Here is a 22821-nt window from a genome sequence, read left to right as displayed (position 1 = left end):
AGTCAGTGGTCTCCGGCCACCTTCAAACCGGTAGCGCCGAGGTGTGGAGCTGAAAACTCGTAAAAATCGAGGTGCCCGATTGATGAACCCTGCATCCGTCGCAATTTCGATCTGGGATTTTCGAGGGCGAAGTTCGAGAATACGCTTTTCAAGGAATTTTGCCAGACGCGTATCGGCATGTGGGCGGCTTTTTGACATCGGTTCGTTCGCTTTCAATTGAGGACACAGCATGTCGTTGCTGCTTACTTCAATTATAGCGCTGCGCTGTTGGGGGCCTGAGGGAGCAGCATGGGAAGAATTGTCAGGCCTGCGCTGCGGTTGATTTCACACAGAGAAGAGCGAACAGCGCCTTGGCGCCGTGTAGTTGAGCTTGACGGTCTAGCCGGGAAGCAGACATTCGCGGCGCCTTTCGCCAAGGACAGCTAATCATTTGAATTCCTATAACTTTGTTGACTAATGACACCGCTGCATACAACAGTTCCTTGAAAATTTGATTTGGGGCTACGCAATGCTCAAGCCGACCAGATAGGAAAAAGAATGTTCCGAGACATCTGGAAAAGAACAAAGTATGCAGCGTCATCCGATGATGATCCATAAATGGAAACCAGTTTTGCTTGAGGGGGCGTCCGGCGTGTTCGAGCGTGATAGCCGTGGAACGCCGGAAGTGGACGAAGAGCAGGCTAAAGACCTCCGCGCTAGAATCGGCGACCTTGCCGTCAAAAACATGGCCATTTCGTTTTGATTATGGGTGATATGGGACACCGTTATCTCTAATAATTGCGAATCTTAACTTTAAGGGAGGATCTAAATTGACGTCGGAAACTAAAGATTCTGAATATGTCATTGAATTCAATATTTTATTTCAGATGGTTAGAAAGGAATGCAAGGACAAGCCGGAAGACTTGAAGCAGCTTTGCGAAAGAGATCATGAAATTGATGAGCTATGCAGAAAGCTAAGCGATTCAGCCGAGTTCTTAGATTTGGAATCAAAATCAAAAGGGTTGGCGTATGTCGCACCTGTAGATCCTAATCACATTAGGAATTGGAATGATTTTAGACTAAGGTATACTAAATTTCTTCCGAAACTGTTTGAAACGTCACCGCCGACGGATCCCTATGGCCAGCTTTGGAATAGTTCCGACCAGGAGGCGAGCGATGTTGTCACCTGGATTGAAACCAATCTGCGCGGAAGCGACACAAACTTGGACGAGCTGCAAGAGGCTCTAAAGCTGGATGTCCGTGGAGTTGCAAGGCGAACTGCAATGTTCGACACTTTTCTCATACCGCGAAAGATTTCCAACCATTATAATAATGGAAACTCGAGCGAGCCATCCATGCTTAACCTTTTGGAGCAAGCCCAGACAGCGTTTATCCACGGCGCTCCCTATGCGGCGATCGCACTGATGCGAGCAGTGGTGGAGGCCACACTGCGAGACCATTATGTGGCGAAGGGGGAAACTCTAGATGTCATGATTGAAAGTGCGAGAAAACAGGAAAACACACCCAATAACCACATGCTTAGAAAAAGGCCTTTGCCAAAAGTTGTTAACCCAAATGAATTGCATTATTTTCGAATAACCGCCAACAATATTCTGCATTCTAACACAGCAAAAGATGAGCAATCCACCTTACAGAACAGATGGTGGATGGACCAGAAACAGACGGAGAAGCAGCTCGTCAAATTCTTCGGAATGATACGTAAGCTAATCGAGAGTTAGAGTTGCGGCGATAACTCCTCTGAAACTTAAGTCGAGCGCCTAAATATTGCACTGACTGCCTAGCGGACCTCCGGGATCGAATAGCGACGGCCATTTCGGTGCCGCTCCGGAAATCTTAACGGGTGGGATGAGCAGAAGGTAATGCACTGTTCGGACCGCTGCCGATCACCGGCAAAAAGCAGCACTGCTCGGCGGACCTGTCCATGAGCGGGCGGCTGCGTTCATCGAGGATTATGTGGCTTCAGAAAGGGGCGAAAATGCCCAGCTCTTTTGCTTTGCTACGTAATTCATCAGCGGTGTCCCTTGGCAGGTCGATACCGTCCCGACGCAGTTTGAGATCCGATAAGGCCTCCAACTCTCCCGGGTAATAAATCTGAGCAACATTAGGCTGCCGTTTGGTCGCCTTGAGTTGGTCAATCAATCTCTCCATATCCAATTCAAATTCGGACTGCGGACGGCAGGCGTTGATATTGATCGCCAGAACAAAATGACCAACTCCGCTGACCCCATTTGGCACATAGGGACCGACGACCGAGTTGCCAAAGTGGCTTCCCGTCAGGACACCTGACAACATGTCCATAATTGTTGAAATCCCGTAGCCTTTGTGACCGGCCATGGGTAGGATCGTGCCCGCAATGCCCGCTGCCGGATCAATGGTCGCATTGCCTTCGGCATCGATGGCCCAGCTATCCGGGATTGTCTCGTTGCGCTGCTTTGCCAGATAGAGTTTTCCACGCGCCACAGCCGTATTTGCGATGTCCAAAACCATTGGCGGATAGCGACCAGCAGGTGCTGCCCAAGACCAGGGATTGTTGCCGACTCGTTTCTCCATCCCGCCCCATGGCGCCATGGCCGGGCTGGCATTCGTCGAAACGAACCCGACGCATCCCGCTTGCGCGGCCATCCTGGTGAAATACATGACGGTGCCGAAATGCCCGGAATTGCGGACAGCCACAGCACCTAGCCCATGAGTCTTCGACAAAGCGATGGCTTTTGTCATGGCAGCTTTCGCCACCACCTGCCCCAAACCGCCCTGACCATCCATAGTCGCGATGGCCCCAAACCCCCCGTCTTCCACGGGAACAGCATTGCCATTCATCGCGCCACTTTGCAGCCGCGCGGCATACCAGAAAAGCCGCATTACACCGTGAGACTGATGCCCCCAGAGATCGGCCTGCACAAGCGTATCGGCCAGCAGATCTGCGGCCAGGGCATTCACTCCCATTGCCTGATAGCAGTTTGAGGCGAAGCTTCGCAAAGCTTGATGAGGAATCGGGTTTGACATTCGGGTCAGCCTAACTGGAATTCGGAGAGGATGCGGTGGGTCTTTCAGCTTTTCAGATTATGGAATTTCACAGTCCTGGCGGCTCGATCGCCCCAAGTTTGGCGGAGACCAATAGCTTCATTTCACGAGACCATATCGAGCACGTCGCGCTGTGGATAGTAGTTCTGTTCTGACTCGGCTGTCGGGATATTCCCGATCGGGCCGAGCAGGTGCCTACTGTTAAACCTATCGACCGGGCAGTGCCAAACTTACGGTTTTCATGGTCGCTGCTTTACATTTTGCGCAGGTATGCCCAGGAGACGTATCCCTTAAGCCCACGCGCCCGATCTAACGAAACGCTGCACCAGCGGGTGCCACCGGTCTGCTCGCAGCTGCGCACGCGTAAGACTGTTCCGTTCGGAAGACCAACGATCACAATATAGCCGATTCCGGGGCCCGCGCGCATTTTCAGCATGTCATCGCCCTCGACGCCAAAGACCTCGTAGCGTCCGAGCGAGGCCGCCGTTGCAGGTTCAGCACCCAATACGGCTCCCAGCACTATGATCGCCAGCGCGACAAAGATGTCTCTGCGCATTGCTTTCTCCTGTTTTCTACGTCGGCTATACCACCTTAAAATCGGCATAGCACAATCAGGTTTTCCGGCTTCTGACAGATTTTTAAATTAATTTGCGTCAAAAACACGCATCCCTCGAAATTCTTGCTATAAGGAACTGTGTCAACAGAACAAGGCGGCACACCAATGGCGAAATCTGATCCGGAACGACTGCGAATTGCCATTGCCAAGGTCGCCAAGCTGGTGCTTGAAGATGAGGTCTACATGCCTGTTTTCATCAGGCTCGAGGCAGAAATAGCAGCAACAAAAACGATGGATGACGACTTGAGCCGTGCGCGCTCAATCGCGGCCCTTCACAATGCCAGAGCTTGAAACACCTCATGCAGATGCTGCAGGGACGCCCCCTTGCCATACCGCTCTCGCTGAAGGCTGTGGCCAAACACATCGCATCTGATCCGCTCATCAATCTTGGCCTCCAGCATCCGGTCCTCAAAACTGTGGCGTAACGAATAAAGGGTATGCGCTGGCGTCTCCATCAATCCGTTCTCGCGAAGGAATTTGTTCACCGTTGCCGACAATCCTGCGGAATTGACTGCATATCTAGGGAAGCCGTCAGGAAAGGCGACAAACGCCTCGAGACTAACCCCAACCAACGGAATTACCCGTCGAGCATTCGCGCTCTTGAGTTGGCGCCCAATTGGTTCGATCGAAATATGGGGCACGTTTGTGTCGAGCCGGATTTGCGCAGCTCGCAGCGCGGCCCCTTCACTCGGTCGATAACCGGTATTAATCATTCCGAGCAGGATACAGCGGGCCTCGGAATTGAGACCATCAAGCGCGCGGGGCGCCAGAAGCTTGTCCCTGATCCAATTCGTCGAAAACGGTGGTCTCTGCTTCGCTTCAGCTTCCTTAACCGAAAGTCCGGACAACGGAAGCATCAGGCCGAGGCGCTTCAAGTTGTTGACGGTTTTCAGAACAGTTCCGAAATGGACAAGATCCTTGTTGGCCGAGTTGGGCGTCAGGCCTTCGACCTCCAGGCGCTCCAACCACCATTGCCTGAAATCAAGCATGTCGTCACCGCTGATCTCACCGATTGGTTTGTCGCCGATAACATTAACGAAATTATTGACTGCCTTGACGAACGGGTTCGTCCAACGGCGCAGCTGGTCCGGAGATTTTCCGAGCGTCTTGTCGCTAGCCAGCGTCCAGAACAGATCAAGCGCCCGCGAAACCGTAATCACAGGCTGCCCCGCGCCTCCAAGGAGCGCTTTGGCCACTTTGAGGTCGATACGTCCATTTTTTACCGGAATTGCATCAGTGCGTTGCAGCAACTGCTCCAGGGGGAGTTTCGCAACGGCCGCAGCATCCAGATACCGAAAGCCGCGGATTTTAGCTAAATTGCGTGCCGCCTCAAAGCGGGTTTCCGCATCACTCGTATCGCCTGCAAGCTTGGCTTCCCAGCCCTCGATCATCTGCTCCCAAACCGCGTGTCCCTTGCTTTTGGCAAGCGCCGGGGAGTCCGTCTTCATGCTGACCCATACAAATTTTCGGTCTTCCACAGCCTCATAGCGTTTGGGAACACGCTTATAAAAGTAAAGGATTTTGCCCCGTGGCTTTATCATCAAACTTTCTCGCTTCGCTCAATCGCTTTTCTAACGCCAAGACTTGCACGTCTTCTCGTATCCACACAAGCGGTATGTAATGCAATTTGTATAGCAAAATGTATCGCAAAAACTGCAAGATCGCAAGATGTTCGGTCCAAAAAATATGAAATATCTATTTAAAACAAACTATTAAGTAATTTTTGATCTGGGTGAAGTGGCGGACAGACAGGGATTCGAACCCTGGAGACGGTTCCCCGCCTACACACTTTCCAGGCGTGCGCCTTCGACCACTCGGCCACCTGTCCGTTGGGCGCGTTCTACCCTTGAATTCCAGTCGCTTGCAAGGGGTCGATTGCACTTTTCCTAGTTGTCCAGGATCAAACTGACACGACGGTTCTGCCGGCCCTTCTTTTCGACCTTCCCCAGCATCACCCGGCCTATTTCCGAGGTGCGCGCGACATGGGTGCCGCCGCAGGGCTGAAGGTCGATCTGGCCCTTGCCAAATCCGATCCGCACAAGCCGCACGCGGCCTTGCCCCGTTGGCGGCATGACCGACATCGTCTTGACGATCGACGGGTCGGCCAGAAGCTCTGCGTCGGTGATCCAGTCATCCGTCACGGCCAGATCGCGGTCGATCAGGTCGTTCAACGCGGCCTCCAGCGCATCCTTGTCTTCGGGCGCGTCGGGCATGTCAAAATCAAGCCTGCCCTTTTCGGTTCCGATAGATCCGCCCGACACCGGAAGGGGAATCACCACGGACAGCAGATGCAGCGCGGTATGGACGCGCATCAGGCGATAGCGCCGGTCCCAATCCAGGTTCTGCCTGACGGTTGTGCCAACCTGCGGCAGGGCTGCGGGCTCTCCGGGGACGAGGATGATCTGCGCGCCCTCGCCCTTGATCGTCGTCGCGATTTCCAACCGCCCGCCCGCCCAGGTCAACGTGCCGCTGTCGCCGGGCTGGCCACCCCCCGTCGGGTAAAAGATCGAACGGTCGAGCACCACGCCGCCCTCTTGCGTCAGGGCAAGCACTTTGGCGTCGGCGGATTTGAGGTAGGCATCGGCGCGGAACAGCGGCTCTGTCATTCGGCAACATCCTTTTTCGGCGTGCCGGTCAAAGCCTCGGGGTTGCGGATCCAGATGTCGCGCTGCGCGAATGGTATCTCGATCCCCTCGGCCGCGAACCGCGCCGCGATCTCGTGGTTTATGTCGGATTTCACGGCGACGATCCAATTCACGTCCCGCAGGATCGCGCGGATTTCGAAGTTCAGGGAATCCGCGCCAAAGGCGATGAAAAACACATTGGGTGGCGGGTTGAGGGACACCATCGGATGCGCCTCGATGATGTCGCGCAGGATGGCCTCGACTTTTTTGGTGTCGGTCCCGTAAGCCACGCCCACGGGAATTATCGCACGGCCCGTCAGGTTTCCGCGCGTCCAGTTGGTGACCACGCCGGACACAAGATCGGCGTTGGGCACGATCACGTCGGTGCGGTCAAACGTCTCGATCCGCGTCGAGCGGACAGAAATGTCACGCACATAGCCCATCTGGCCGCCAACCTCGATCCAGTCCCCTTCGGAAATCGGCCGCTCGATCAAGAGGATGATGCCCGACACAAAATTCGAAACGATATTCTGAAGGCCGAACCCGATACCGACCGACAGCGCACCCGCGACAATCGCAAGCGACGACAGGTCGATGCCGGCGGTCGTAATCGCCATCAGCGCGGCGGCGAATATCCCGATATACCCGGTCCCCGACACGATGGCGTTGCGCCCGCCGGTGTCGATTTGGGTCTTGGGCAGAACCGTGGTGCGCAGGACGCCCTGAACAAAGCGGGTCAGCGTATAGCCAAAGGCAAAAACTGCGGCGAAAGTGATGAAATCCGTCGGCGAAATCCGCGTCTGGCCAAAGGTGAATCCCTCGCGGAACCGGGTCCAGACCTCTGTCAGGTCGGCCACCCTTGCGCCCCAGATCAACGCGAACAGGGGAAAGGCCACAAGGATCAGAACGAACCCGATCAGGAACGGCACCAGCGAGTCCGCGACATTGTCCGTCCGGCGCGTGATGATCCCGTAAAGATCCACCAGCATCCGCTGCAACAGCGCCAGAATGGCAATCATCGCCAGCGTCGTCACCGTCGGCACCACCATAGAGGTCGCCGCCGTGTAATACCCGATCGCCGCCAGCAATGGCCCGCCGATGCCGACAGCCATGACCGCCTGCCCCAGACCGCTGATCAGCTTGTTGCGATAGGGCTGGTCCGCGTTTGCGTCGGTGTCTCCGCGCGAATACGACCGCATCAATTGCCCGATGCGGAACAGCATCAACCCGACAAGGACAAGGAAGGGAAAGTTCACGACAACGGTCGCGGCCTCGGAAATACCCTCTGGCAACATGCGTTGCGCAATCATGCTGGTGCCGATCAGAACACCAATCAACGAGGCGTAAAGCCGCCCCTCCTTACGGTTCTCGCGCGGCAGCGTCAGAAGCGCTGCGCGCCCGTCGCCCTTTGCAAAGACCTGCCCGCCCAACCACCGCGCCAGAAGCACGGCGAAACTGGCGACCGGCAGGATTTTAAGAACCGCCTCGCTTTGATTGCCGAACAGATCCGTGGTCCGGACCGCGCTGACCAAAGCATAGACACCGACCATCGGAACCACGATTTGCCCCAGCGACAGAAAGAAACCGGACACGCTATGGCCACTGGACGTGTCCCGCGCCATCATCCGCATCGACAGGTTTTCCATCCACTTGCGGCTGCGCAACAAAAGGATCAGCGCGATCAGCAGATAGCCCAGCGTCTTTGGCAAAGTGTCTCGGAAATCGGTTTGCTTGGCGGGGCTTTCCAGCGCCTCGACAACCTCTTCGGTCATGATCGTGACGGAACTTGCCAATGCAACGGCGGCTTCGGTCCAGCCCGAGGGCGATAACGGCGACGGCCCAAGCTGCAACAGCTCTGTCGCCTGCCGTTCGCGAATGATCCTGTCGATCTCGCCGATCATGCCGTTTGCCTGCGTATAGGCCTCGTCGGCGGCAATGACCGGTTCCTGCAACCGCGCAAGCTGTTCGTTCAGGTCCTTGCGCCGCGCCGCGATGTCCGGTGTTTCGGTGGGGCCTTCAGCAGGCACCGCCCCCAAGGCCGCGATCTGTGATTTCAGGGTCGCGATGCGGTCGGCGTTGGTCTTTTCCGCCGCCAGAAACTTTTCGCGCCACTTGGCGATTTCCGCCCGAAGCACCTCCAGTTCGCCATTCGATGCCGTGCCGCTTACAATCGTCTTCTCGGCGGCTGCCGCGTATTTCTGCCATTCGGTATAATTCGGCAGCTCCTGCTCCTGCGCATAGGCGCCGGGAATTCCGCCCGCCCCTGCCATTGTGAAAACAGCAAGGGCACAGACCAGAAGAAGCCGCAGGAGTCCCATCAGTTCTCGAAAACGGCTGGGATATGGCGGGGTTCCGCGTCCAGCCATTGAGGCACCGGCAGGCCCTTTTCCCTCAGGAATTCGGGATTGAACAGCTTTGACTGATAACGCGAGCCGTAGTCGCACAGGATCGTCACAATCGTATGGCCCGGCCCCATGTCCCGCGCCATGCGAATGGCTCCGGCGATGTTGATGCCCGAAGACCCGCCCAGCACCAGCCCCTCGTCCTCGAGCAGATCAAACACAATCGGCAGCGCCTCTGCGTCGGGGATCATATAGGGGTAATCGACGGTCAGCCCTTCAAGGTTGGCGGTGATACGCCCCTGCCCGATGCCCTCAGTGATCGACGTTCCTTCGGATTTCAACTCTCCATCGGCATAATAATGATAAAGTGCGGCCCCTTCGGGATCGGCCAGACCGATCTTGACGGTGTCCGATTTCGCCCGCAGCGCCTCTGCCACACCGGCCAAAGTGCCGCCCGAACCGACAGAGCAGATAAAGCCGTCGACCTTGCCGTCGGTCTGTTCCCATATCTCGGGGCCGGTGGTTTCCACATGCGCCTGACGGTTCGCGACATTGTCGAACTGGTTTGCCCAGATCGCGCCGTTGGGTTCGGTCAGGGCAAGTTTTTTCGCCAGCCGTTCCGAATAGCGCACATAGTTGTTGGGGTTTTTATAGGGCGCTGCGGGCACCTGAACCAGTTCGGCCCCGGCAAGGCGCAGCATGTCCTTCTTTTCCTGACTTTGGGTTTCGGGAATGACGATAACCGTTTTGAACCCCATCGACGCGCCGACAAGCGCCAGACCGATGCCGGTGTTCCCCGCCGTCCCTTCGACAATGGTGCCGCCCGGTTTCAGCTGCCCGCGGGCGACCGCGTCGCGGATGATGAAAAGCGCCGCGCGGTCCTTGACCGACTGGCCGGGGTTCAGGAACTCGGCCTTGCCCAGAATCTCGCATCCGGTCTCGTCGCTGGCCTTGTTCAGGCGGATCAGCGGTGTGTGGCCAATGGCGTCAGCGAGGTTTTTATAGGTCATGATCTGCGGGCCCTTTCGAATTCTTTCGTCTTGTTTAGGCGGCGGCGGGGCCGAACTCAAGCATCCAGCCGCAACGGGTCACGCATCCGTGCAAGCGCCTGCACCGCAAGGATCAGCGGCGCATTTCTGAGCATGCCTTGCGCCAGCATATCCATCAAGGCATCGAAGGACAAAACATGCAGGCGCAGATCCTCGTGTTCGCTGTCCAGTCCGCCTGCGCTGTGGTGCCCGTCGGGCAAATCGCAGATCGCGATGTAATGCGTATGGAATTCGGTATCCGCGCCGGGCGTCGGATAGCAGGCGGCGTGCCGGATCAGGCGAAGCGGCGTGACACCGGCCTCTTCGTGCATCTCTCGCATGGCGGCCTCTTCCGGCGTCTCGCCTGCGTCCACCATTCCCGCGACGGCCTCCAGCATCCAGCAATCCGCGTCGCCCCGCGCGAAGGGGCCAAGGCGGAACTGTTCGACCAGCAAGACGCGGTCGCGCAGCGGGTCGTAGGGCAGCACGATCACCGCATCGACATGCACAAAGACCGTGCGCAGCAAAGGCGGTGTCGTGTCCCCCGCGATGGTCTTGTGGCGCAGCAGATATTCGTCGGTCGCAAAGAACGACACATGCCCGCGCGTGATGTCCAGAACCTCGACATCGGTGGCGGTCTGGGGCGGTACGCGCACCATCGGCGCGGTTTCGGCGCGCACACGGCTGGCTGCACGGGACCGGATCATCGGGAACATGCGGGCCACATCCTCGGGTGGTCTGGTTCCGTAATAGCTCATGACCTCTGTGGCGGCGTATCGGGTCAACGCGCCCCATAGGGTCGCCCAGTCGGTCAATGACCAAAGGGGGCCCGCCGTCCAATGCCCGTCTTGCGGGATATAGACACCGGCGGTGACGGTGCGCGCCCCTGCGCCCACCTGCAAATCATGCAGGTCATAGGCGAAACCGCCCTCGTAGAAATTCAACCGCGCGATGGCCGCGTCGGTCAGACCCTCGGCCAAAAGCCCCTGTGCAACCGCGCCCTGCGCGGGCACGATCATCGGAAAGCACTGACCGGAGGCCCAATAGACCGCGTGATCGTCCAGCGTGGCGGGCGTCAGCGTCAGCGCGGCGCCCGCGTCCCCCAAGACAAGATCAAGCAACGGCCGATACCGAAGCGTTCCGTAGAAAAACAGGTTTTTCATGACTTCAGGACCAGCGTCTTCCCGACCATTCGGTCAGCCAACCCGCCAGAAAACCACCCACCAGAAGGGTGCCGATCACTGCGGGGGTGGCCATGACCCCCGCAAATCCGACGGAGATATCGATCATCCCGACCAGCGCATCCATCGGCCCATCGTATTTCATTTTCATCGACTGATAGATCATTTCCACCAGGGAGTGGATCAGAAGCCCCCAGAACACCAGGGCCGCCATGCCGGTCATGCCAAGCCCGAAACCGGACCTGCCGCCCGCCCCGACACGCGCCCCCATGATCTTCCAGCCGACCAGCACGCCGATGACCGTATTGACCCAGACGAACATCCCGATCTTGGTGCCATCGGGCAACAAGGGAATGATCATGCCGGATACGAACCAGCCAAGGAAGGCAAGACAGACAGCGGCGATCAGACGGGGTGCGGTTGGCATCAGTTTGGCTTTGTTACCGTTATTTGCGTTACATCACAGTTTCCGCTGTGAAAGGTCGCGGCGCAAGAGGTCAGATAGAAATTCCACATTCTGCGAAACCGGTCGTCAAAGCCCATGTCCCTGATCTGATCCCACTTTTCGTTGAACGTGTCGCACCAGCGGCGCAGCGTGATCGAATAGCTCTCGCCGAACTCGATCGACCCGCGCACCCGCAACCCGGCCTTTTCAACCTCTGCCACCAGCGCCTTGGGGCTGGGCAGCATCCCCCCCGGAAAGATGTATTTCTGAATGAAATCAGGGCCGCGCTTGTAAACCTCCCAGCGCGCGTCCTGCACGGTGATGATTTGCAGGGTGGCATTCTTTCCCGGTTTCAGCCGCGCCCGCAGGGTGTCGAAATAGACCGGCCAGTATTTTTCTCCGACCGCCTCGAACATCTCGATGCTGGCAATCCCGTCATACAGACCCTTTTCGTCGCGGTAGTCCTGCATCTTAATAGTCACACGGTCCGACAGCCCTGCCTTGGCAATCCGCGCCACGGCATAGTCGTGCTGCTGCTGGCTGATGGTCAGGCAGGTCACCCGAAGCCCGCGTTCCTTTGCGGCGTATTCGGCAAAACCGCCCCAACCGCAGCCGATTTCCAGAATATGATCACCCGCCTGCACGCCCATCTGATCGACCATGCTGGCGTATTTCAGGATCTGCGCGGCCTCGGTGCTTTCCTGTCCGGTGTCGAATCTGGCGGACGAATAGGTCATCGTCCCGTCCAGCCAAAGCCCGTAGAAATCATTCCCCAGATCGTAGTGATAGCTGATGTTCTTTTTCGCCTGCCGTTTCGAATTGGACTGCCACCAGAACCGCAGCCGCTCGTAAAAACGCACCAGCCCCATGCCCGGAAAACCGTCATACATATCGTCGTTATCCGCGTGGATCAGGTCCATGAACGCCTGAAGGTCGGGCGTATCCCACCATCCACCCTCCATATAGGCCTCGCAAAAGCCCAGATCGCCCTCGCGGATCAAACGCGCGAATATCTCGGGGTTAAGGATAATCAGCTCTGCCACGGGGCCGGGATTGCGCCCCTCGGCACGAAACACGCGGCCATCGGGCAGGCGCATGTCCAGCCGCCCGTTTTCCATGTTCGACGCCACGTCGAACACGTTCGAAAAATAGCGCGGCAGACCGGTCTGCCCCTTTGTGGATGTCAGAATAGTCATCCCGTCTCCCTGCATACTGTCACAATCTAAAGGGAGAAATCCCCTCAAGACAATGACTTTGCTCATTTATCCGGCTAGAAGCCGCGGTTCTGATAGGCGTCAAGCGCCCGTTTGCGCCCTTCGTCCAGTGGAACGATCGGGCTTGGGTATCTGTCTGCGGCGGACAGATCCCACGACTTAGGAACCGCGTTGAAATAGTCCAGTGCCGTGGCAGAAGGAATTTTCTGGCCCTCGGCGATCCAGGCCTTTGCATAGGCGCGGGATTTGTCGAACTTGTCCAACTGGGTGTCGGGGTTGAACACCCTGAAATAGGGCGCGGCATCCGGGCCGGACCCCGCCGACCATTGCCACCCCATGGCGTTCGCCGCCGGATCCCAGTCGATCAGACAGTCCTCGAACCACTGTAATCCGACCTTCCAGTCGGTCATCAGATGCTTGGTCAGATAGCAGGCCGCAATCATCCGGCCCCGGTTGTGCATCGAGCCGGTCACATACATCTCGCGCATCGCGGCATCGACGAACTCTACGCCTGTGCGCCCCTGCCGCCACGCCTGCGCCTGGGTGTTGTCGCCGCGCCACGGGAACCCTGCCCATTCGGGCCGCCAGTTGTCGGTCAGGATATGCGGCGTGTGGTGCATCAGATGATAGGCAAACTCGCGCCAGACCAGCTCTTTCAGGAACACCTCTGCGTCGGCGTCGCCCTCATGCAAGGCCCTCTGCCCGCCATGCCAGGCGGTGCGCGGGCTGATCTCGCCATAGGTCAGGTTTTCCGACAGGCCGGATGTGCCCCTGACCGAGGGCAGATCGCGGTTCTTGACGTAAGTCCCGACACGTTCGTCCAGAAACAGCGCCAATCTGTCCTGCGCGGCCAATTCCCCCACATGCACATGCTGCGCGACAATCTCGGCCCCGCGCCGCATCGCGCGGCCCATCTGCCAGCCGTCCAGACCGTCGCTGACAGGCCAGATGTCCGGCGCGGCCAGCGCCTTGGGCGCAGTCATCGGCGCGGGCACATCGCGGGTTTTCACCGTGTTCCACAGCGGCGTGTAGACCTTGTAGAACCCACCGGTTTTCGTCTCGACCGTCCATGGCTCGAACAGCAGATGCCCGTGGAAACTCTGCGCCTCTACCCCCGCCGCTTTCAGCGCGGCTTTCACCCCCGTATCGCGGGCCTTTGACGCCGGATCATACAGCCGCGACCAATAGACGGCCCCCGCGCCCGTCTCGGCCACCAGCGCCTGCAAGACCTGCAACGCAGGCCCGCGCCGCAGGATCAACCGGCTGCCAAGCGCCTCAAGGCTGCGCGCAAAGTCCGCCACCCCAAGACCAAGCCGCCACTTCGGCGCCGCCCCGTGGCTTTCCACCACCTCGTCATGGATGAACACCGGAATAACCGGCCTGCCCGTCGCGACAGCCGCCACAAGCGCAGGATGGTCCGAAAGACGCAAATCGCGCCGGAACCACATCAAAACGGGCGATAATCCAGCCACAACAATCCCTTCTCCAGGCATCTTCACAACACGCGGTCCAGCGCCGCGATCAAGTCACCCACCTGCCCCCAGCAGATGCAATGCATTGAACTGCGGCGCAAAACGCTCTTTTCAAGGGCACCGCCACCGACGACCGGGCGCAGCGCATAAAAACCGCCAGAGTTCCCGCATCGGCCCGCGGCCATTTCCGGCTTCTTTGTTCCTTAAATATCCAAAATCCGGTAGCCCCGATCAGGCATTCACGTCGACAACAACGCGCCCTTTGATCTGGCCTTTCAGAATGTCGGCCCCCAGATGCGGCAGATCGGCCAGGGTCGCGGGTTGCACCATGGCCTCCAGCTTGTCCATCGGCAGGTCTTTCGCGATCCGTTCCCAGGCGCGCAGACGCTTGGCATAGGGGCACAGGACGCTGTCGATGCCCAACAGGTTCACGCCGCGCAACAAAAACGGGATCACCGTCGCGGGCAAACCCGCCCCCCCCGCAAGCCCCACGGCCGCGACACTGGTTCCGTATTTCATCTGCCCCAGCACGCGCGCCAGCATGGCGCCCCCCACCGCATCGACACAGCCCGCCCATGTCTCGCCCTCAAGCGGGCGCTTGACGGTCTCGTTCAGCTCTTCGCGGGCGACGATCCGCGCCGCACCCAGCGATGTCAGATACTCCGCCGTTTCGGGGCGCCCCGTCACCGCTGCAACCTCGTATCTCAGATGCGCCAGAATGGCCGTCGCCACCGATCCGACGCCACCCGCAGCCCCCGTTACCAGAACCGGGCCGTGGCCCGGTATCAGCCCGTGATCCTCCAGCGCCATCACCGCAAGCATCGCGGTAAAGCCCGCCGTGCCCACAGCCATCGCCTGTCGTGTGGTCAGCCCCCCGGGCAGCGGCACCAGCCAGTCCGCCTTGACCCGCGCCTTCTGGCTGTATCCGCCCCAATGCGCCTCGCCCACGCGCCATCCCGTCAGCACAACCTTGTCGCCCGCCTTGTAGCGTGGATCCGATGACGTCTCGACCGTGCCGGCGAAATCGATGCCCGGCACATGCGGATAGGCCCGCACAAGGCCACCGCCCGGCCCGACGCACAGACCGTCCTTGTAATTGACGGTCGAGTAGTCAACCGCCACTGTCACCTCTGCCTCTGGCAGATCCGCCAAGGTGATCTGCTGGACAGAGGCGCTGGTTTTCCCGTCCTCGTCCTTGTCGACAATCAATGCGTTAAAGGTCATCACTCTCTCCTAAATCCAGAAATTTTCCTGCACGGTTGCCCTGCGCGGCCCGTCGGGCGTGGTCACGACCACCTCTGTTCCCGCGTCCCAATGGGTCATCTTGACCATCCCTATTGCGACATTCGTCCCGAAATCGGGCGACCATGCGGCCGATGTCACCTGCCCCACGGTTTTGCCGTCCGCGACCACGGGCCATGACCTATCACAGGGCGCAACGGCATCGCCATGGATCGCGATCGGGCGGATCTGCTTGACCGGCCCCTCCTTGGCGACGCGCAGCAGGGCATCGCGCCCGACGCAGCCAATGGCGACCTGTGTCGAACAGAACCGGCCCAAACCGGCCTCATGTGGCGTGTTATCGCGGGTCATGTCATTGCCATAAGACAACAACCCGCCCTCTATCCGCTCTATCAGATTGGGGCAGCCTGCCCGCACGCCCAGATCCCGGCCCGCCTCGAACAGCGCGTTCCACAGCGGCATGCCGATATCGCCGCCCTCGACGTAAATCTCGAATCCGCCCTGCTTTGAATAGCCGGACCGGGCAATCACCATATCGCGCCCCTGAAAGTCGAAATGCCCGAAGCGGAAGAATTTCACCTTGCGGACAGCCTCGCCAAAGACCCGCGCCATCAGATCATCGGCCTTCGGCCCCTGAACCCCCAAAGGCGAGACATCGGGTTCATCCACCAGAACATCCAGCCGATAACCATAGGCTATACCTTTGACCCAAAACAATAAATCACTATCGGCAATCGAAATCCAGTACCGGTCCTCCGACAGTTTCACCGCCACCGGATCGTTCAGCATTCCGCCGGTTTCATCGACGATCGGCAAATAATAACATTGCCCTGCCAGCATCCCCCGCAAATCGCGCGGCGTCAGCATTTGCATCAGACGCGCCGCATCGGGGCCGCGCACCTCGATCTGCCGTTCGCAGGCAACATCCCAGACCTGAACATGGTCTTTCAGATGCCTGTAATCCTCTTGCACAGAGGCAAAGACCGTCGGCAGAAGCATATGATTATAAACGGTATACCCTTTGACACCTGCAGCCTCGACCCCGTCGGAAAACGGGGTGCGGCGCAAGCGGCGAGAGGCAGAAATCAAAGCCATTCAAGCATCCTCTGGCATGATGAACAAATCCGTATCCGTCGGGGTCGCCCCTGCGGCGGTCAGCATCGCGTGGATCTGGCCGCGATGATGCGTCTGGTGGTTGAAGAAATGCGCGATCAGCAACGCCTTTGGCCGCGTGACTTCGCGGTTCAGCGCGCCGGAAAACCACGTCATATCCCCCGCAAGGTCGCCCGCGCGCAGCGCATCGGCCCAGCGGACAATCCGCGCGTCGGTGATTGTGCGCCTGGTCCGAAGGTCGGCCCAGTCCGGCACATAGCGCACACTGTCCGCAATCCCGACCTGCGGCGCGTCCCAGCCATCAAAGCGCGACATCCACAGATGGTCGCCCCACATCAGATGACTGAAGGTCGCCGCAACAGAGCCGAAGAACGCGCCGCAATCCCTTGTTAACGCAGCTTCATCCAGAACATTAGCTGCGCTCAACAAGCCTTTGTTTTGCCAGCGATTATAACGCGCCATCGTTTGGCAATATTCTGGGGTGATCATGTCGGTCCGTGCCAGTCGATCTGGCATATTTCGGCGCTGCGCCCGTCAAAATCCCAAACGCGGCCATGGGCGCGGACGCGGCCCTTTGTGGCGGTGGCGACGGTAATATCCGGCCCCATCCAGTATTGGGTATTGGTCACCACTATATCCTCGCCATTACGGGCACCGCCCACGGGAACCACTTCGCCGTGGATCACCTTACCGACCATCAGGCGGCGGGTTTTGCCCTCGGTCTCAAAGACCACAGGCGCGCGCTCTGCCCCCAGAAACTCTGACACCAGCACCTTGAACAGGCCGGTCGTGCCCCGTGCCTTGCCGGTGAAGATATTGATCAGCCCCTCGTAGGCGGCATGGCTGGCGCGGTCGTCGATATAGGCTGCGGCCTTCCAGTTTCCCCGCGCCATCAGGCCCGGAATTTCCAGCACCAGCCCGACGTTCAACCCCGACAGGTCTTCGTCGCCGTATTGGCCGCTGTCGATCCGGATGCCGGCCCATGCCTGACAATATCCTTCGGTCGGCGCATGTTTTCCAAGACTGACAACGCAGGGGCAGAACACCGTGCAGTTGCAGTTCAGGATCAGTTCTCCCTTGATCGCCCAAGGGGTCAGCCCCGCGTCACTTTTCGGGGCGGCCGGGTGGCGGCTGTCCAGCTTCGTGTTTGTTTTCAACCGGTCTGCCGGTGCGCGTGTCTTGGTCTCGGCCATGCTTGCTCTCCTTGAAATTCAGCCGGTGACGGCTGTCATTATGACCCAACAGGCGGCGACGATCAGGGCCGCGCCAGTCGGTTTTGTGATATACCGGCCGATGTCGGGCATCTTTTCGGCCACCATCAGGACCGTCGCCAACCCCATCCACAACAGGTTCATCGTGCCCCCCACAAAGGCCAGAACCATCAGCGCCCAGCAGCACCCAAGGCACAGCGCCCCAAGGCGCAATCCCAACCCGAGCGCGTTCCATGGCTCGGGTTTCCAGTATTGCATGAAGAATGTGATCGGTTGGCGGCACTTGGAAAGGCAGGCCTCTTTCATCGGTGAAAACTGGTAGGCACCCGCCCCCGCCAGCAATGCGGCGGAAAACAGCGGCACCGTGCTTTGCCCCAGCGGCGTCAGCCAACCGATGGAAAACAGCCAAAGTTGCAGCCCCGCGACCAGCCCCGAAAACCCGAGCCAGACAATCATATACCCCGCCAGCAGCCCGAAAAATCCGCGCTGGTTTGTGGCACCGGTGCCTGTCAGGTCGTCATAGGTGGCAAGCGCCGGCAGAAATGTCGGCGCCATCATCGCGGCAGACATCGCGGCCCACATCATCGCCAGGCGCCCCAGCCCCGCAGCATCCGGCGTGACGCGGCACAACTCCAGCCAGAAATCAGGGCCATAGATCACCCCCGCCCGTCGCAAATCTGCGGGCACGGACATCGCATATAGCAGCCCCCAGGCCCCAAGGATCACGGCGAACACAAGCAGCCAATGCGGCGCGCCCATCGCTCTTATCCGTTGACCTGCGTGCATTCTTTCCCCACATCCATTAAGCAATATGTCTGGCATGCTTTTAAATGTCTGACAAATGAAATTTACCTCGGGACCAACCTGTAGATGGAAACCAAACTGACCTCCGACCGGGATCTATCGGCGCAAATCGCAGCCGCGATCCGCGATGCAATCATCGAGGGGCGGCTGATTGTCGATGCGCGCCTTCCCTCCGAGGCAGAGATGTCGGAGAACTTCGGCGTGTCCCGCCCCACCGTCCGCGAGGCGCTGAAACGTCTTGCCGCCCAAAACCTGATCCGCACACAGCGCGGAGCCACAGGCGGCGCCTTTGTCAACAAAATGACCTACCCCGACGCCTACGGCCAGCAGATTACCACCTCGACACTGCTGTTGTCGATGAACGACGTGGATTTCGAGACCGCCTGCGAGGCCCGCTATACACTGGAACGCGCCTGCGCCGCCTTGTCGGCCCAACGCCGCACCGCCGATCATCTGGCCACGATCCGTGCCGAAATTCACCGTCAGGGGCAACCCGGCCTGTCCGACGAAGGCTTTTGTGCGTCGGACGTCACGCTGCACCGCGCCCTTGTCGATGGCGCGGGGAACCCTGTGCTGTCCTATCAGCTGGCGGGGGCCGTCGAGGCGATGCAGCCGCTGATGAACATGATCACCTTCACCACCCGCAGCCGCGCCCGCATCGTGGACCTGCACACCGCACTGGCAGATGCGCTGGAATCGCGCAACGCAATGGCTGTGGACAGCGCGCTTCAGCACCTTGCCGATTACACGACAGAGCTTGGCCGCGATGTGCTTGCCCGCCGCGCCGCCAAACAATTAACGTAACAATAGATTCTTCGAATGTGTCGTTACGTCACCTTTTGTTTTGTCCTTGCGGGGGGCAAACTCGTCTCATAGCGTTTGACGTTAGATTTCTATACCTTGGAGGGATGAGGATGAAGATGTTTGCCAAGTTTTTGGGCACAGCGGCCTTGATGACGGTCGCGGGATCGGCAATCGCGCAAGACGCGGATCTGCTGGTCTTCGATTATTCCGGGTTCGAAGATCCGGCCTTTCACAGCAAATACATCGAAAAAAACGGCGCCAGCCCGCGCTTTGCATTTTTCGGCGACGAGGACGAGGCGTTTCAGAAGCTGCGCTCTGGCTTCAAGGCCGATGTCAGCCATGTCTGCGCAGGTTCGGTGAACAAATGGACCGAATCCGGCATTCTGGAACCCTGGGACACCTCCAAGATCCCGGAATACGGCAATCTCGACGCCAACCTGACAGGCACCGACGTGGCGGCGACCACCTCCGATGTCTATTTCATTCCGACCGACTTCGGCTCGACCGCGATCGCCTACAACACCAAAGAGGTGCCGGACGAGGATGTGGCGACGCTTCAGGTGTTCAAGAACCCGAAATACGAAGGCCGGATGACCCTGCCTGACAACGTCGACGACGCCTTTGCCCTGGCCTATCTGGCCACCGGAACCACCAACTGGACGCAGGCCACCGACGCGCAGTTCAACGCCGCCGCCGCCTGGCTGCGCGAGGTTCACCCGAACCTTCGCACCTACTGGACCGATCCCGGCGAATTGTCCCAGCTGATCGCCTCGGGCGAAATTCTGGTGGCCTGGGCCTGGAACGAAACGCTGCCGGCGATGACAGAGATGGAGTTTCCCATCGGCTTCCAGCGTGACGCGACCGAAGGGTCATCGCTCTGGCTCTGCGGCTATGTCAACCTCAAGGACAGTGACGGAAGCGAGGACAAGGCCTACGACTATATCAACGCGTTCCTTGACCCGTCCTCGACCCAGCCGCTTCTGGACGGGGGATGGGGCCACTCGAACGCCAAATCCATGGGCGAGCGGACCGAAGAAGAACTGACCGCCGCCGGACTTGGCACTGTGACGACACCGGTTCTGGCTCAGCTGCCCATGGCCGAGGGCCTGCGCGAGCGTCAGTCAGAGGCCTTTGAGAAGATCAAAGCAGGCTTCTAAGACGCTCTTAATAAAACAAAAAGGCGCCCTTCATCTTTGGACAGAGGGCGCCTTTTCCATGTTCGGAAAACCGCCCCCCACTTTGTTCCAAAAATACTCACTTCGCCCTATCCGTTGCTACCCCGCCAGCCCGTCCCGCAGCAACCGCCGCAAGATCTTGCCCGAGGCGGATTTCGGGATCGCATCGACAAGGACAAATTCCTTTGGCACCTTGTAGGATGACAGGCGTTCCCGCAAAAACGCCCGGACCGAGTCAAAATCAACGTTTGCCCCCGGTGCCGGCACGACAAAGGCCATCGGCACCTCACCCGCCTCGTCATCCGGCACGCCGATCACTGCGGCGTCGGAAATATCGGGGTGGCTCTGCAAATAGGCCTCTACCTCTGCCGGCGCGACCTGAAAGCCTTTGACCTTGATCAGTTCTTTCAGGCGGTCGCAGATGAACATGAACCCGTCTTCGTCAAACCGGGCGATGTCTCCGGTGTGCAGCCAGCCCTCGGCGTCGATGGTCTCGGCGGTGGCCTTGGCATTGTTCAGGTAACCCTTCATCACCTGCGGCCCCTTGACCCACAATTCGCCTTCTTCGCCCACCCCAAGTGGCGCGCCGGTTTCGACATCGACAATCATCGACAGGGTATTGGGCGCACATTGCCCGACAGACCCCGCGCGGGTCGCCGTATGGCTGACGAAATGCGACACCGGGCTAAGTTCGGTCATGCCATAGCCCTGGATGGTGGCGCAGTTCAGCCGCGCGGCGCAGGCGTTGGACAGATCGGCCCCCAATGGTGCGGCGGCAGAAATGAACACATCGAGCGCGGACAAATCGAACTGGTCCACCATGGGGTGCTTCGCCATCGCAAGCGCCACAGGCGGCACGGCGCAAAGCTGCCGCACCTTATGATTTTGCAAAAGGGTCAGGAACGCCTCGAGGTCGAACCGCGGCATCGTGACAAGGGTCGCGCCGCCGGACAGGAACGTGTTCATCATCACATTCATGCCGTAGATATGAAAGAACGGCAGAAAGGCGACGGTCGTCTCGCCGTCCTGAACCCCAATCACCTCAAGGCTTTGATCGATGTTCACGGCAAGGTTCCGGTGGCTGAGCATCACCCCCTTGGGCAGCCCCGTTGTGCCAGAGGAATAGGGCAGCACAAGGATATGTTCGTCCAGATCGACGGGAACCTGAGTTTCAATCGCCGTGCCCATCAAGTCGGACAGGGACGCTGCGCCCCCGGCCTGCCCGATCACCACAATGTCTGACACGCCCGTTCCCTGTATTGCCTCTTGTGCCGTGGCCAGGAAATCGGGGGTCGTGATCAGCACCTCGGCCCCGGAATCGTTCAACTGGTGGCGCACTTCGGTCGCGGTATAGGCCGGATTGATCGTTGTGATCGTCCCCCCCGCCCAGGCGACCCCGTGAAACACTGTGCAATATTCGGGCATGTTCGGGGCCATCAGCGCCACCGTATGGCCCGCGCCGAACCCGGCCTCTGTCAGGCCACCCGCAAGACGTTTGACATCTTCCATCAATGCGCCGGCCGTCACTTCGCGCCCCGAGGCGCCCTCGATCAGCACGACACGCTCGGGATGCAGAGACAGCGTCCGGAACACCCGTTCTGTCACCGAGCAGTCGGAAATGGCGATATCGGCCAGATGGCTTTTGAAAATTGTCATAGTGATCCCCCCGCTCCGAAGGCTAGCACCCGTTTTATCATGCGTCTTTATATAAATATCCGGCATCGGATTTTGCCTTTTGACCGCGCCGTCCTATCATCGGGTAACACGGGTGACAGGGACGCATCATGATCGACATTCTCAACATCGCGGCGGCGCTATTGACCATCGGGTTCGGGGCCTTCGGCTGGCTTGCACCGCGGTTCACCATGGCCGCACTGGACCTGCGGCAGGGCAAGACCACAATGGGCCTGTCCGAGGTCCGCGCCTCTGTCGGGTGTCTGTTCGTGGCGCTGGGGGTCGGGTGCCTGATCATAGGCGCGCCCCTGGCCTATGCGATGACGGGCGTGGCCTATGCGGGGGCGGCACTGGGCCGGCTGACATCCATCGCGTTCGACGCCCCGCCGCGGGCAAAGGTGCTGACCTATTTCGGTGTCGAGGCGGCTTTGGCAGCTTTTTTGACCGCCGCAAACATTTGACCCCTTCAATTCGCCGCTCAACACTCTATATCAGAGGTGTCGGGCAACCGACTATGGACATAAACGCGCTCGTAATACGCGGATCGGACCCGGGGGCGGTACCCGGCGACTCCACCAATCATCCCTTCATTTGGGGGCCGTTGGGGTCGAAATAGGATCGACGAACGTCTAAAGGGGTTATGCTTTGTCTCGGTGAGGTACCACCGATATCGGTCCGAAAAAGCTAGTTGCAAATGACAACAAAGCTCCGATGGCTCTGGCTGCGTAAGCAGTTCGAGGTATCGAAATCTTAAGCCCTTGCGCCTAGCAGCGTAAGGCGGGGTTCGCAGGTACCTGGCAACAGAAACCTGCACTTTCCCCCTCTTTCAGTTGACATGTTTCGCGGCATTCGGCA

23 protein-coding genes, 1 tRNA gene, 1 other RNA gene and 1 pseudogene are annotated in these 22821 nt (G+C 59.0%); 7 read left to right on the top strand and 19 right to left on the bottom strand.

What is annotated here, in order from left to right; genetic code table 11:
- Nucleotides 1-198 (bottom strand): annotated as a pseudogene (locus ACEN2R_RS15495) (hypothetical protein); the annotation flags it as partial.
- Between the two features lie 370 nt (nucleotides 199-568).
- On the opposite strand from ACEN2R_RS15495, the gene ACEN2R_RS15490 reads away from it, so the two are divergent.
- Together ACEN2R_RS15490 and ACEN2R_RS15485 are read left to right on the top strand one after the other, a co-directional pair.
- Nucleotides 569-742, top strand: coding sequence for a hypothetical protein (locus tag ACEN2R_RS15490; protein WP_442043580.1), 174 nt, complete (start codon nucleotides 569-571; stop codon nucleotides 740-742).
- 67 nt (nucleotides 743-809) lie between these two features.
- A complete protein-coding gene (locus ACEN2R_RS15485; RefSeq protein ID WP_442043579.1) occupies nucleotides 810-1718 on the top strand; it encodes a hypothetical protein in 909 nt (302 codons plus the stop codon).
- 241 nt (nucleotides 1719-1959) lie between these two features.
- Here the strand turns inward: ACEN2R_RS15485 and ACEN2R_RS15480 are convergent, their stop codons facing one another.
- Both ACEN2R_RS15480 and ACEN2R_RS15475 read right to left on the bottom strand, forming a co-directional pair.
- Nucleotides 1960-3003 carry an Ldh family oxidoreductase gene (locus tag ACEN2R_RS15480; RefSeq protein ID WP_442043578.1) on the bottom strand — a complete coding sequence of 348 codons (1044 nt, stop codon included), beginning with the start codon at nucleotides 3001-3003 and terminating at the stop codon, nucleotides 1960-1962.
- A gap of 271 nt (nucleotides 3004-3274) precedes the next feature.
- On the bottom strand, nucleotides 3275-3577 hold the full coding sequence (locus ACEN2R_RS15475) for an SH3 domain-containing protein (RefSeq protein ID WP_442043577.1): 303 nt from the start codon (nucleotides 3575-3577) through the stop codon (nucleotides 3275-3277).
- Between the two features lie 165 nt (nucleotides 3578-3742).
- Between ACEN2R_RS15475 and ACEN2R_RS15470 the strand changes: the two genes are divergently transcribed.
- Nucleotides 3743-3928 (top strand): hypothetical protein, encoded by a 186-nt coding sequence (locus ACEN2R_RS15470; protein ID WP_442043576.1) that lies wholly within the window; start codon nucleotides 3743-3745, stop codon nucleotides 3926-3928.
- On the opposite strand, the gene ACEN2R_RS15465 is transcribed toward ACEN2R_RS15470, so the two are convergent.
- The 15 genes from ACEN2R_RS15465 to ACEN2R_RS15395 all read right to left on the bottom strand — a co-directional run bounded on the left by ACEN2R_RS15465 (nucleotide 3910) and on the right by ACEN2R_RS15395 (nucleotide 18268).
- Complete coding sequence (locus ACEN2R_RS15465) at nucleotides 3910-5181, bottom strand: integrase (protein ID WP_442043575.1); 1272 nt, start codon at nucleotides 5179-5181, stop codon at nucleotides 3910-3912. The genes ACEN2R_RS15470 and ACEN2R_RS15465 overlap by 19 nt on opposite strands.
- 194 nt (nucleotides 5182-5375) lie before the next feature.
- Nucleotides 5376-5465 (bottom strand) — tRNA-Ser (locus tag ACEN2R_RS15460).
- A 58-nt stretch (nucleotides 5466-5523) separates the two neighbouring features.
- Nucleotides 5524-6243, bottom strand: a complete 720-nt coding sequence (locus ACEN2R_RS15455) for an alanyl-tRNA editing protein (RefSeq protein ID WP_442043574.1) — start codon at nucleotides 6241-6243, stop codon at nucleotides 5524-5526.
- Nucleotides 6240-8579, bottom strand: coding sequence for a DUF3772 domain-containing protein (locus ACEN2R_RS15450; RefSeq protein WP_442043573.1), 2340 nt, complete (start codon nucleotides 8577-8579; stop codon nucleotides 6240-6242). Before ACEN2R_RS15450 ends, ACEN2R_RS15455 begins: the two co-directional genes overlap by 4 nt.
- A complete protein-coding gene (locus ACEN2R_RS15445) occupies nucleotides 8579-9613 on the bottom strand; it encodes a cysteine synthase A (RefSeq protein ID WP_442043572.1) in 1035 nt (344 codons plus the stop codon). The genes ACEN2R_RS15450 and ACEN2R_RS15445 overlap by 1 nt, the downstream gene beginning before the upstream one ends.
- A gap of 56 nt (nucleotides 9614-9669) precedes the next feature.
- Nucleotides 9670-10794 (bottom strand): NUDIX domain-containing protein, encoded by a 1125-nt coding sequence (locus tag ACEN2R_RS15440; protein ID WP_442043571.1) that lies wholly within the window; start codon nucleotides 10792-10794, stop codon nucleotides 9670-9672.
- 4 nt (nucleotides 10795-10798) lie between these two features.
- On the bottom strand, nucleotides 10799-11239 hold the full coding sequence (locus ACEN2R_RS15435; RefSeq protein WP_442043570.1) for a TrgA family protein: 441 nt from the start codon (nucleotides 11237-11239) through the stop codon (nucleotides 10799-10801).
- Nucleotides 11239-12453 carry a class I SAM-dependent methyltransferase gene (locus ACEN2R_RS15430; RefSeq protein ID WP_442043569.1) on the bottom strand — a complete coding sequence of 405 codons (1215 nt, stop codon included), beginning with the start codon at nucleotides 12451-12453 and terminating at the stop codon, nucleotides 11239-11241. The genes ACEN2R_RS15435 and ACEN2R_RS15430 overlap by 1 nt, the downstream gene beginning before the upstream one ends.
- Before the next feature lie 74 nt (nucleotides 12454-12527).
- A complete protein-coding gene (locus ACEN2R_RS15425) occupies nucleotides 12528-13964 on the bottom strand; it encodes a cryptochrome/photolyase family protein (RefSeq protein WP_442043583.1) in 1437 nt (478 codons plus the stop codon).
- Nucleotides 13965-13966: 2 nt separating this feature from the next.
- Complete coding sequence (locus ACEN2R_RS15420) at nucleotides 13967-14128, bottom strand: hypothetical protein (RefSeq protein ID WP_442043568.1); 162 nt, start codon at nucleotides 14126-14128, stop codon at nucleotides 13967-13969.
- Nucleotides 14129-14174: 46 nt separating this feature from the next.
- A complete protein-coding gene (acuI, locus tag ACEN2R_RS15415; RefSeq protein WP_442043567.1) occupies nucleotides 14175-15167 on the bottom strand; it encodes an acryloyl-CoA reductase in 993 nt (330 codons plus the stop codon).
- Between the two features lie 9 nt (nucleotides 15168-15176).
- Nucleotides 15177-16280 carry a dimethylsulfoniopropionate demethylase gene (locus tag ACEN2R_RS15410; RefSeq protein ID WP_442043566.1) on the bottom strand — a complete coding sequence of 368 codons (1104 nt, stop codon included), beginning with the start codon at nucleotides 16278-16280 and terminating at the stop codon, nucleotides 15177-15179.
- A complete protein-coding gene (locus tag ACEN2R_RS15405) occupies nucleotides 16281-16787 on the bottom strand; it encodes a DinB family protein (protein WP_442043565.1) in 507 nt (168 codons plus the stop codon).
- Entirely contained in the window at nucleotides 16784-17491 is a 708-nt protein-coding gene (locus ACEN2R_RS15400) for a DUF1326 domain-containing protein (RefSeq protein ID WP_442043564.1), read from the bottom strand. The genes ACEN2R_RS15405 and ACEN2R_RS15400 overlap by 4 nt, the downstream gene beginning before the upstream one ends.
- Nucleotides 17492-17509: 18 nt before the next feature.
- Nucleotides 17510-18268: a DUF2182 domain-containing protein gene (locus ACEN2R_RS15395; protein ID WP_442043563.1), complete on the bottom strand. Its 759-nt coding sequence runs from the start codon at nucleotides 18266-18268 to the stop codon at nucleotides 17510-17512.
- A 111-nt stretch (nucleotides 18269-18379) separates the two neighbouring features.
- Here ACEN2R_RS15395 and ACEN2R_RS15390 point away from each other — a divergent pair, with 111 nt between their 5' ends.
- Together ACEN2R_RS15390 and ACEN2R_RS15385 are read left to right on the top strand one after the other, a co-directional pair.
- The gene (locus ACEN2R_RS15390; RefSeq protein ID WP_442043562.1) at nucleotides 18380-19117 is read left to right on the top strand and encodes a FadR/GntR family transcriptional regulator; all 738 of its coding nucleotides are present in this window, start codon (nucleotides 18380-18382) and stop codon (nucleotides 19115-19117) included.
- Nucleotides 19118-19233: 116 nt separating this feature from the next.
- Nucleotides 19234-20274, top strand: coding sequence for an ABC transporter substrate-binding protein (locus tag ACEN2R_RS15385; protein ID WP_442043582.1), 1041 nt, complete (start codon nucleotides 19234-19236; stop codon nucleotides 20272-20274).
- A gap of 117 nt (nucleotides 20275-20391) precedes the next feature.
- Here the strand turns inward: ACEN2R_RS15385 and ACEN2R_RS15380 are convergent, their stop codons facing one another.
- Nucleotides 20392-21948: an AMP-binding protein gene (locus ACEN2R_RS15380; protein ID WP_442043561.1), complete on the bottom strand. Its 1557-nt coding sequence runs from the start codon at nucleotides 21946-21948 to the stop codon at nucleotides 20392-20394.
- Between the two features lie 128 nt (nucleotides 21949-22076).
- On the opposite strand from ACEN2R_RS15380, the gene ACEN2R_RS15375 reads away from it, so the two are divergent.
- Nucleotides 22077-22427 carry a DUF4345 family protein gene (locus ACEN2R_RS15375; protein WP_442043560.1) on the top strand — a complete coding sequence of 117 codons (351 nt, stop codon included), beginning with the start codon at nucleotides 22077-22079 and terminating at the stop codon, nucleotides 22425-22427.
- Nucleotides 22428-22781: a transfer-messenger RNA gene (ssrA, locus tag ACEN2R_RS15370) on the top strand.
- The last annotated feature ends 40 nt before the right edge of the window (nucleotides 22782-22821 follow it).

Origin of the sequence: Pseudogemmobacter sp. W21_MBD1_M6, from assembly GCF_052119585.1 — a bacterium.
Taxonomy (GTDB): domain Bacteria; phylum Pseudomonadota; class Alphaproteobacteria; order Rhodobacterales; family Rhodobacteraceae; genus JBGQOJ01.
Note: the sequence above shows the minus strand (reverse complement) of the source record. Positions and strands in the feature narration are given on the sequence as shown.

What these genes read in the sequence shown, in the direction of transcription:
- ACEN2R_RS15490 (WP_442043580.1), top strand. Translation starts at nt 569, where the DNA reads ATGCAGCGTCATCCGATGATGATCCATAAATGGAAACCAGTTTTGCTT.
- ACEN2R_RS15480 (WP_442043578.1), bottom strand. Translation starts at nt 3,003, where the DNA reads ATGTCAAACCCGATTCCTCATCAAGCTTTGCGAAGCTTCGCCTCAAAC.
- ACEN2R_RS15475 (WP_442043577.1), bottom strand. Translation starts at nt 3,577, where the DNA reads ATGCGCAGAGACATCTTTGTCGCGCTGGCGATCATAGTGCTGGGAGCC.
- ACEN2R_RS15470 (WP_442043576.1), top strand. Translation starts at nt 3,743, where the DNA reads ATGGCGAAATCTGATCCGGAACGACTGCGAATTGCCATTGCCAAGGTC.
- ACEN2R_RS15455 (WP_442043574.1), bottom strand. Translation starts at nt 6,243, where the DNA reads ATGACAGAGCCGCTGTTCCGCGCCGATGCCTACCTCAAATCCGCCGAC.
- ACEN2R_RS15450 (WP_442043573.1), bottom strand. Translation starts at nt 8,579, where the DNA reads ATGGGACTCCTGCGGCTTCTTCTGGTCTGTGCCCTTGCTGTTTTCACA.
- ACEN2R_RS15445 (WP_442043572.1), bottom strand. Translation starts at nt 9,613, where the DNA reads ATGACCTATAAAAACCTCGCTGACGCCATTGGCCACACACCGCTGATC.
- ACEN2R_RS15440 (WP_442043571.1), bottom strand. Translation starts at nt 10,794, where the DNA reads ATGAAAAACCTGTTTTTCTACGGAACGCTTCGGTATCGGCCGTTGCTT.
- ACEN2R_RS15435 (WP_442043570.1), bottom strand. Translation starts at nt 11,239, where the DNA reads ATGCCAACCGCACCCCGTCTGATCGCCGCTGTCTGTCTTGCCTTCCTT.
- ACEN2R_RS15430 (WP_442043569.1), bottom strand. Translation starts at nt 12,453, where the DNA reads ATGACTATTCTGACATCCACAAAGGGGCAGACCGGTCTGCCGCGCTAT.
- ACEN2R_RS15425 (WP_442043583.1), bottom strand. Translation starts at nt 13,964, where the DNA reads ATGCCTGGAGAAGGGATTGTTGTGGCTGGATTATCGCCCGTTTTGATG.
- ACEN2R_RS15420 (WP_442043568.1), bottom strand. Translation starts at nt 14,128, where the DNA reads ATGGCCGCGGGCCGATGCGGGAACTCTGGCGGTTTTTATGCGCTGCGC.
- acuI (WP_442043567.1), bottom strand. Translation starts at nt 15,167, where the DNA reads ATGACCTTTAACGCATTGATTGTCGACAAGGACGAGGACGGGAAAACC.
- ACEN2R_RS15410 (WP_442043566.1), bottom strand. Translation starts at nt 16,280, where the DNA reads ATGGCTTTGATTTCTGCCTCTCGCCGCTTGCGCCGCACCCCGTTTTCC.
- ACEN2R_RS15405 (WP_442043565.1), bottom strand. Translation starts at nt 16,787, where the DNA reads ATGATCACCCCAGAATATTGCCAAACGATGGCGCGTTATAATCGCTGG.
- ACEN2R_RS15400 (WP_442043564.1), bottom strand. Translation starts at nt 17,491, where the DNA reads ATGGCCGAGACCAAGACACGCGCACCGGCAGACCGGTTGAAAACAAAC.
- ACEN2R_RS15395 (WP_442043563.1), bottom strand. Translation starts at nt 18,268, where the DNA reads ATGGGCGCGCCGCATTGGCTGCTTGTGTTCGCCGTGATCCTTGGGGCC.
- ACEN2R_RS15390 (WP_442043562.1), top strand. Translation starts at nt 18,380, where the DNA reads ATGGAAACCAAACTGACCTCCGACCGGGATCTATCGGCGCAAATCGCA.
- ACEN2R_RS15385 (WP_442043582.1), top strand. Translation starts at nt 19,234, where the DNA reads ATGTTTGCCAAGTTTTTGGGCACAGCGGCCTTGATGACGGTCGCGGGA.
- ACEN2R_RS15380 (WP_442043561.1), bottom strand. Translation starts at nt 21,948, where the DNA reads ATGACAATTTTCAAAAGCCATCTGGCCGATATCGCCATTTCCGACTGC.
- ACEN2R_RS15375 (WP_442043560.1), top strand. Translation starts at nt 22,077, where the DNA reads ATGATCGACATTCTCAACATCGCGGCGGCGCTATTGACCATCGGGTTC.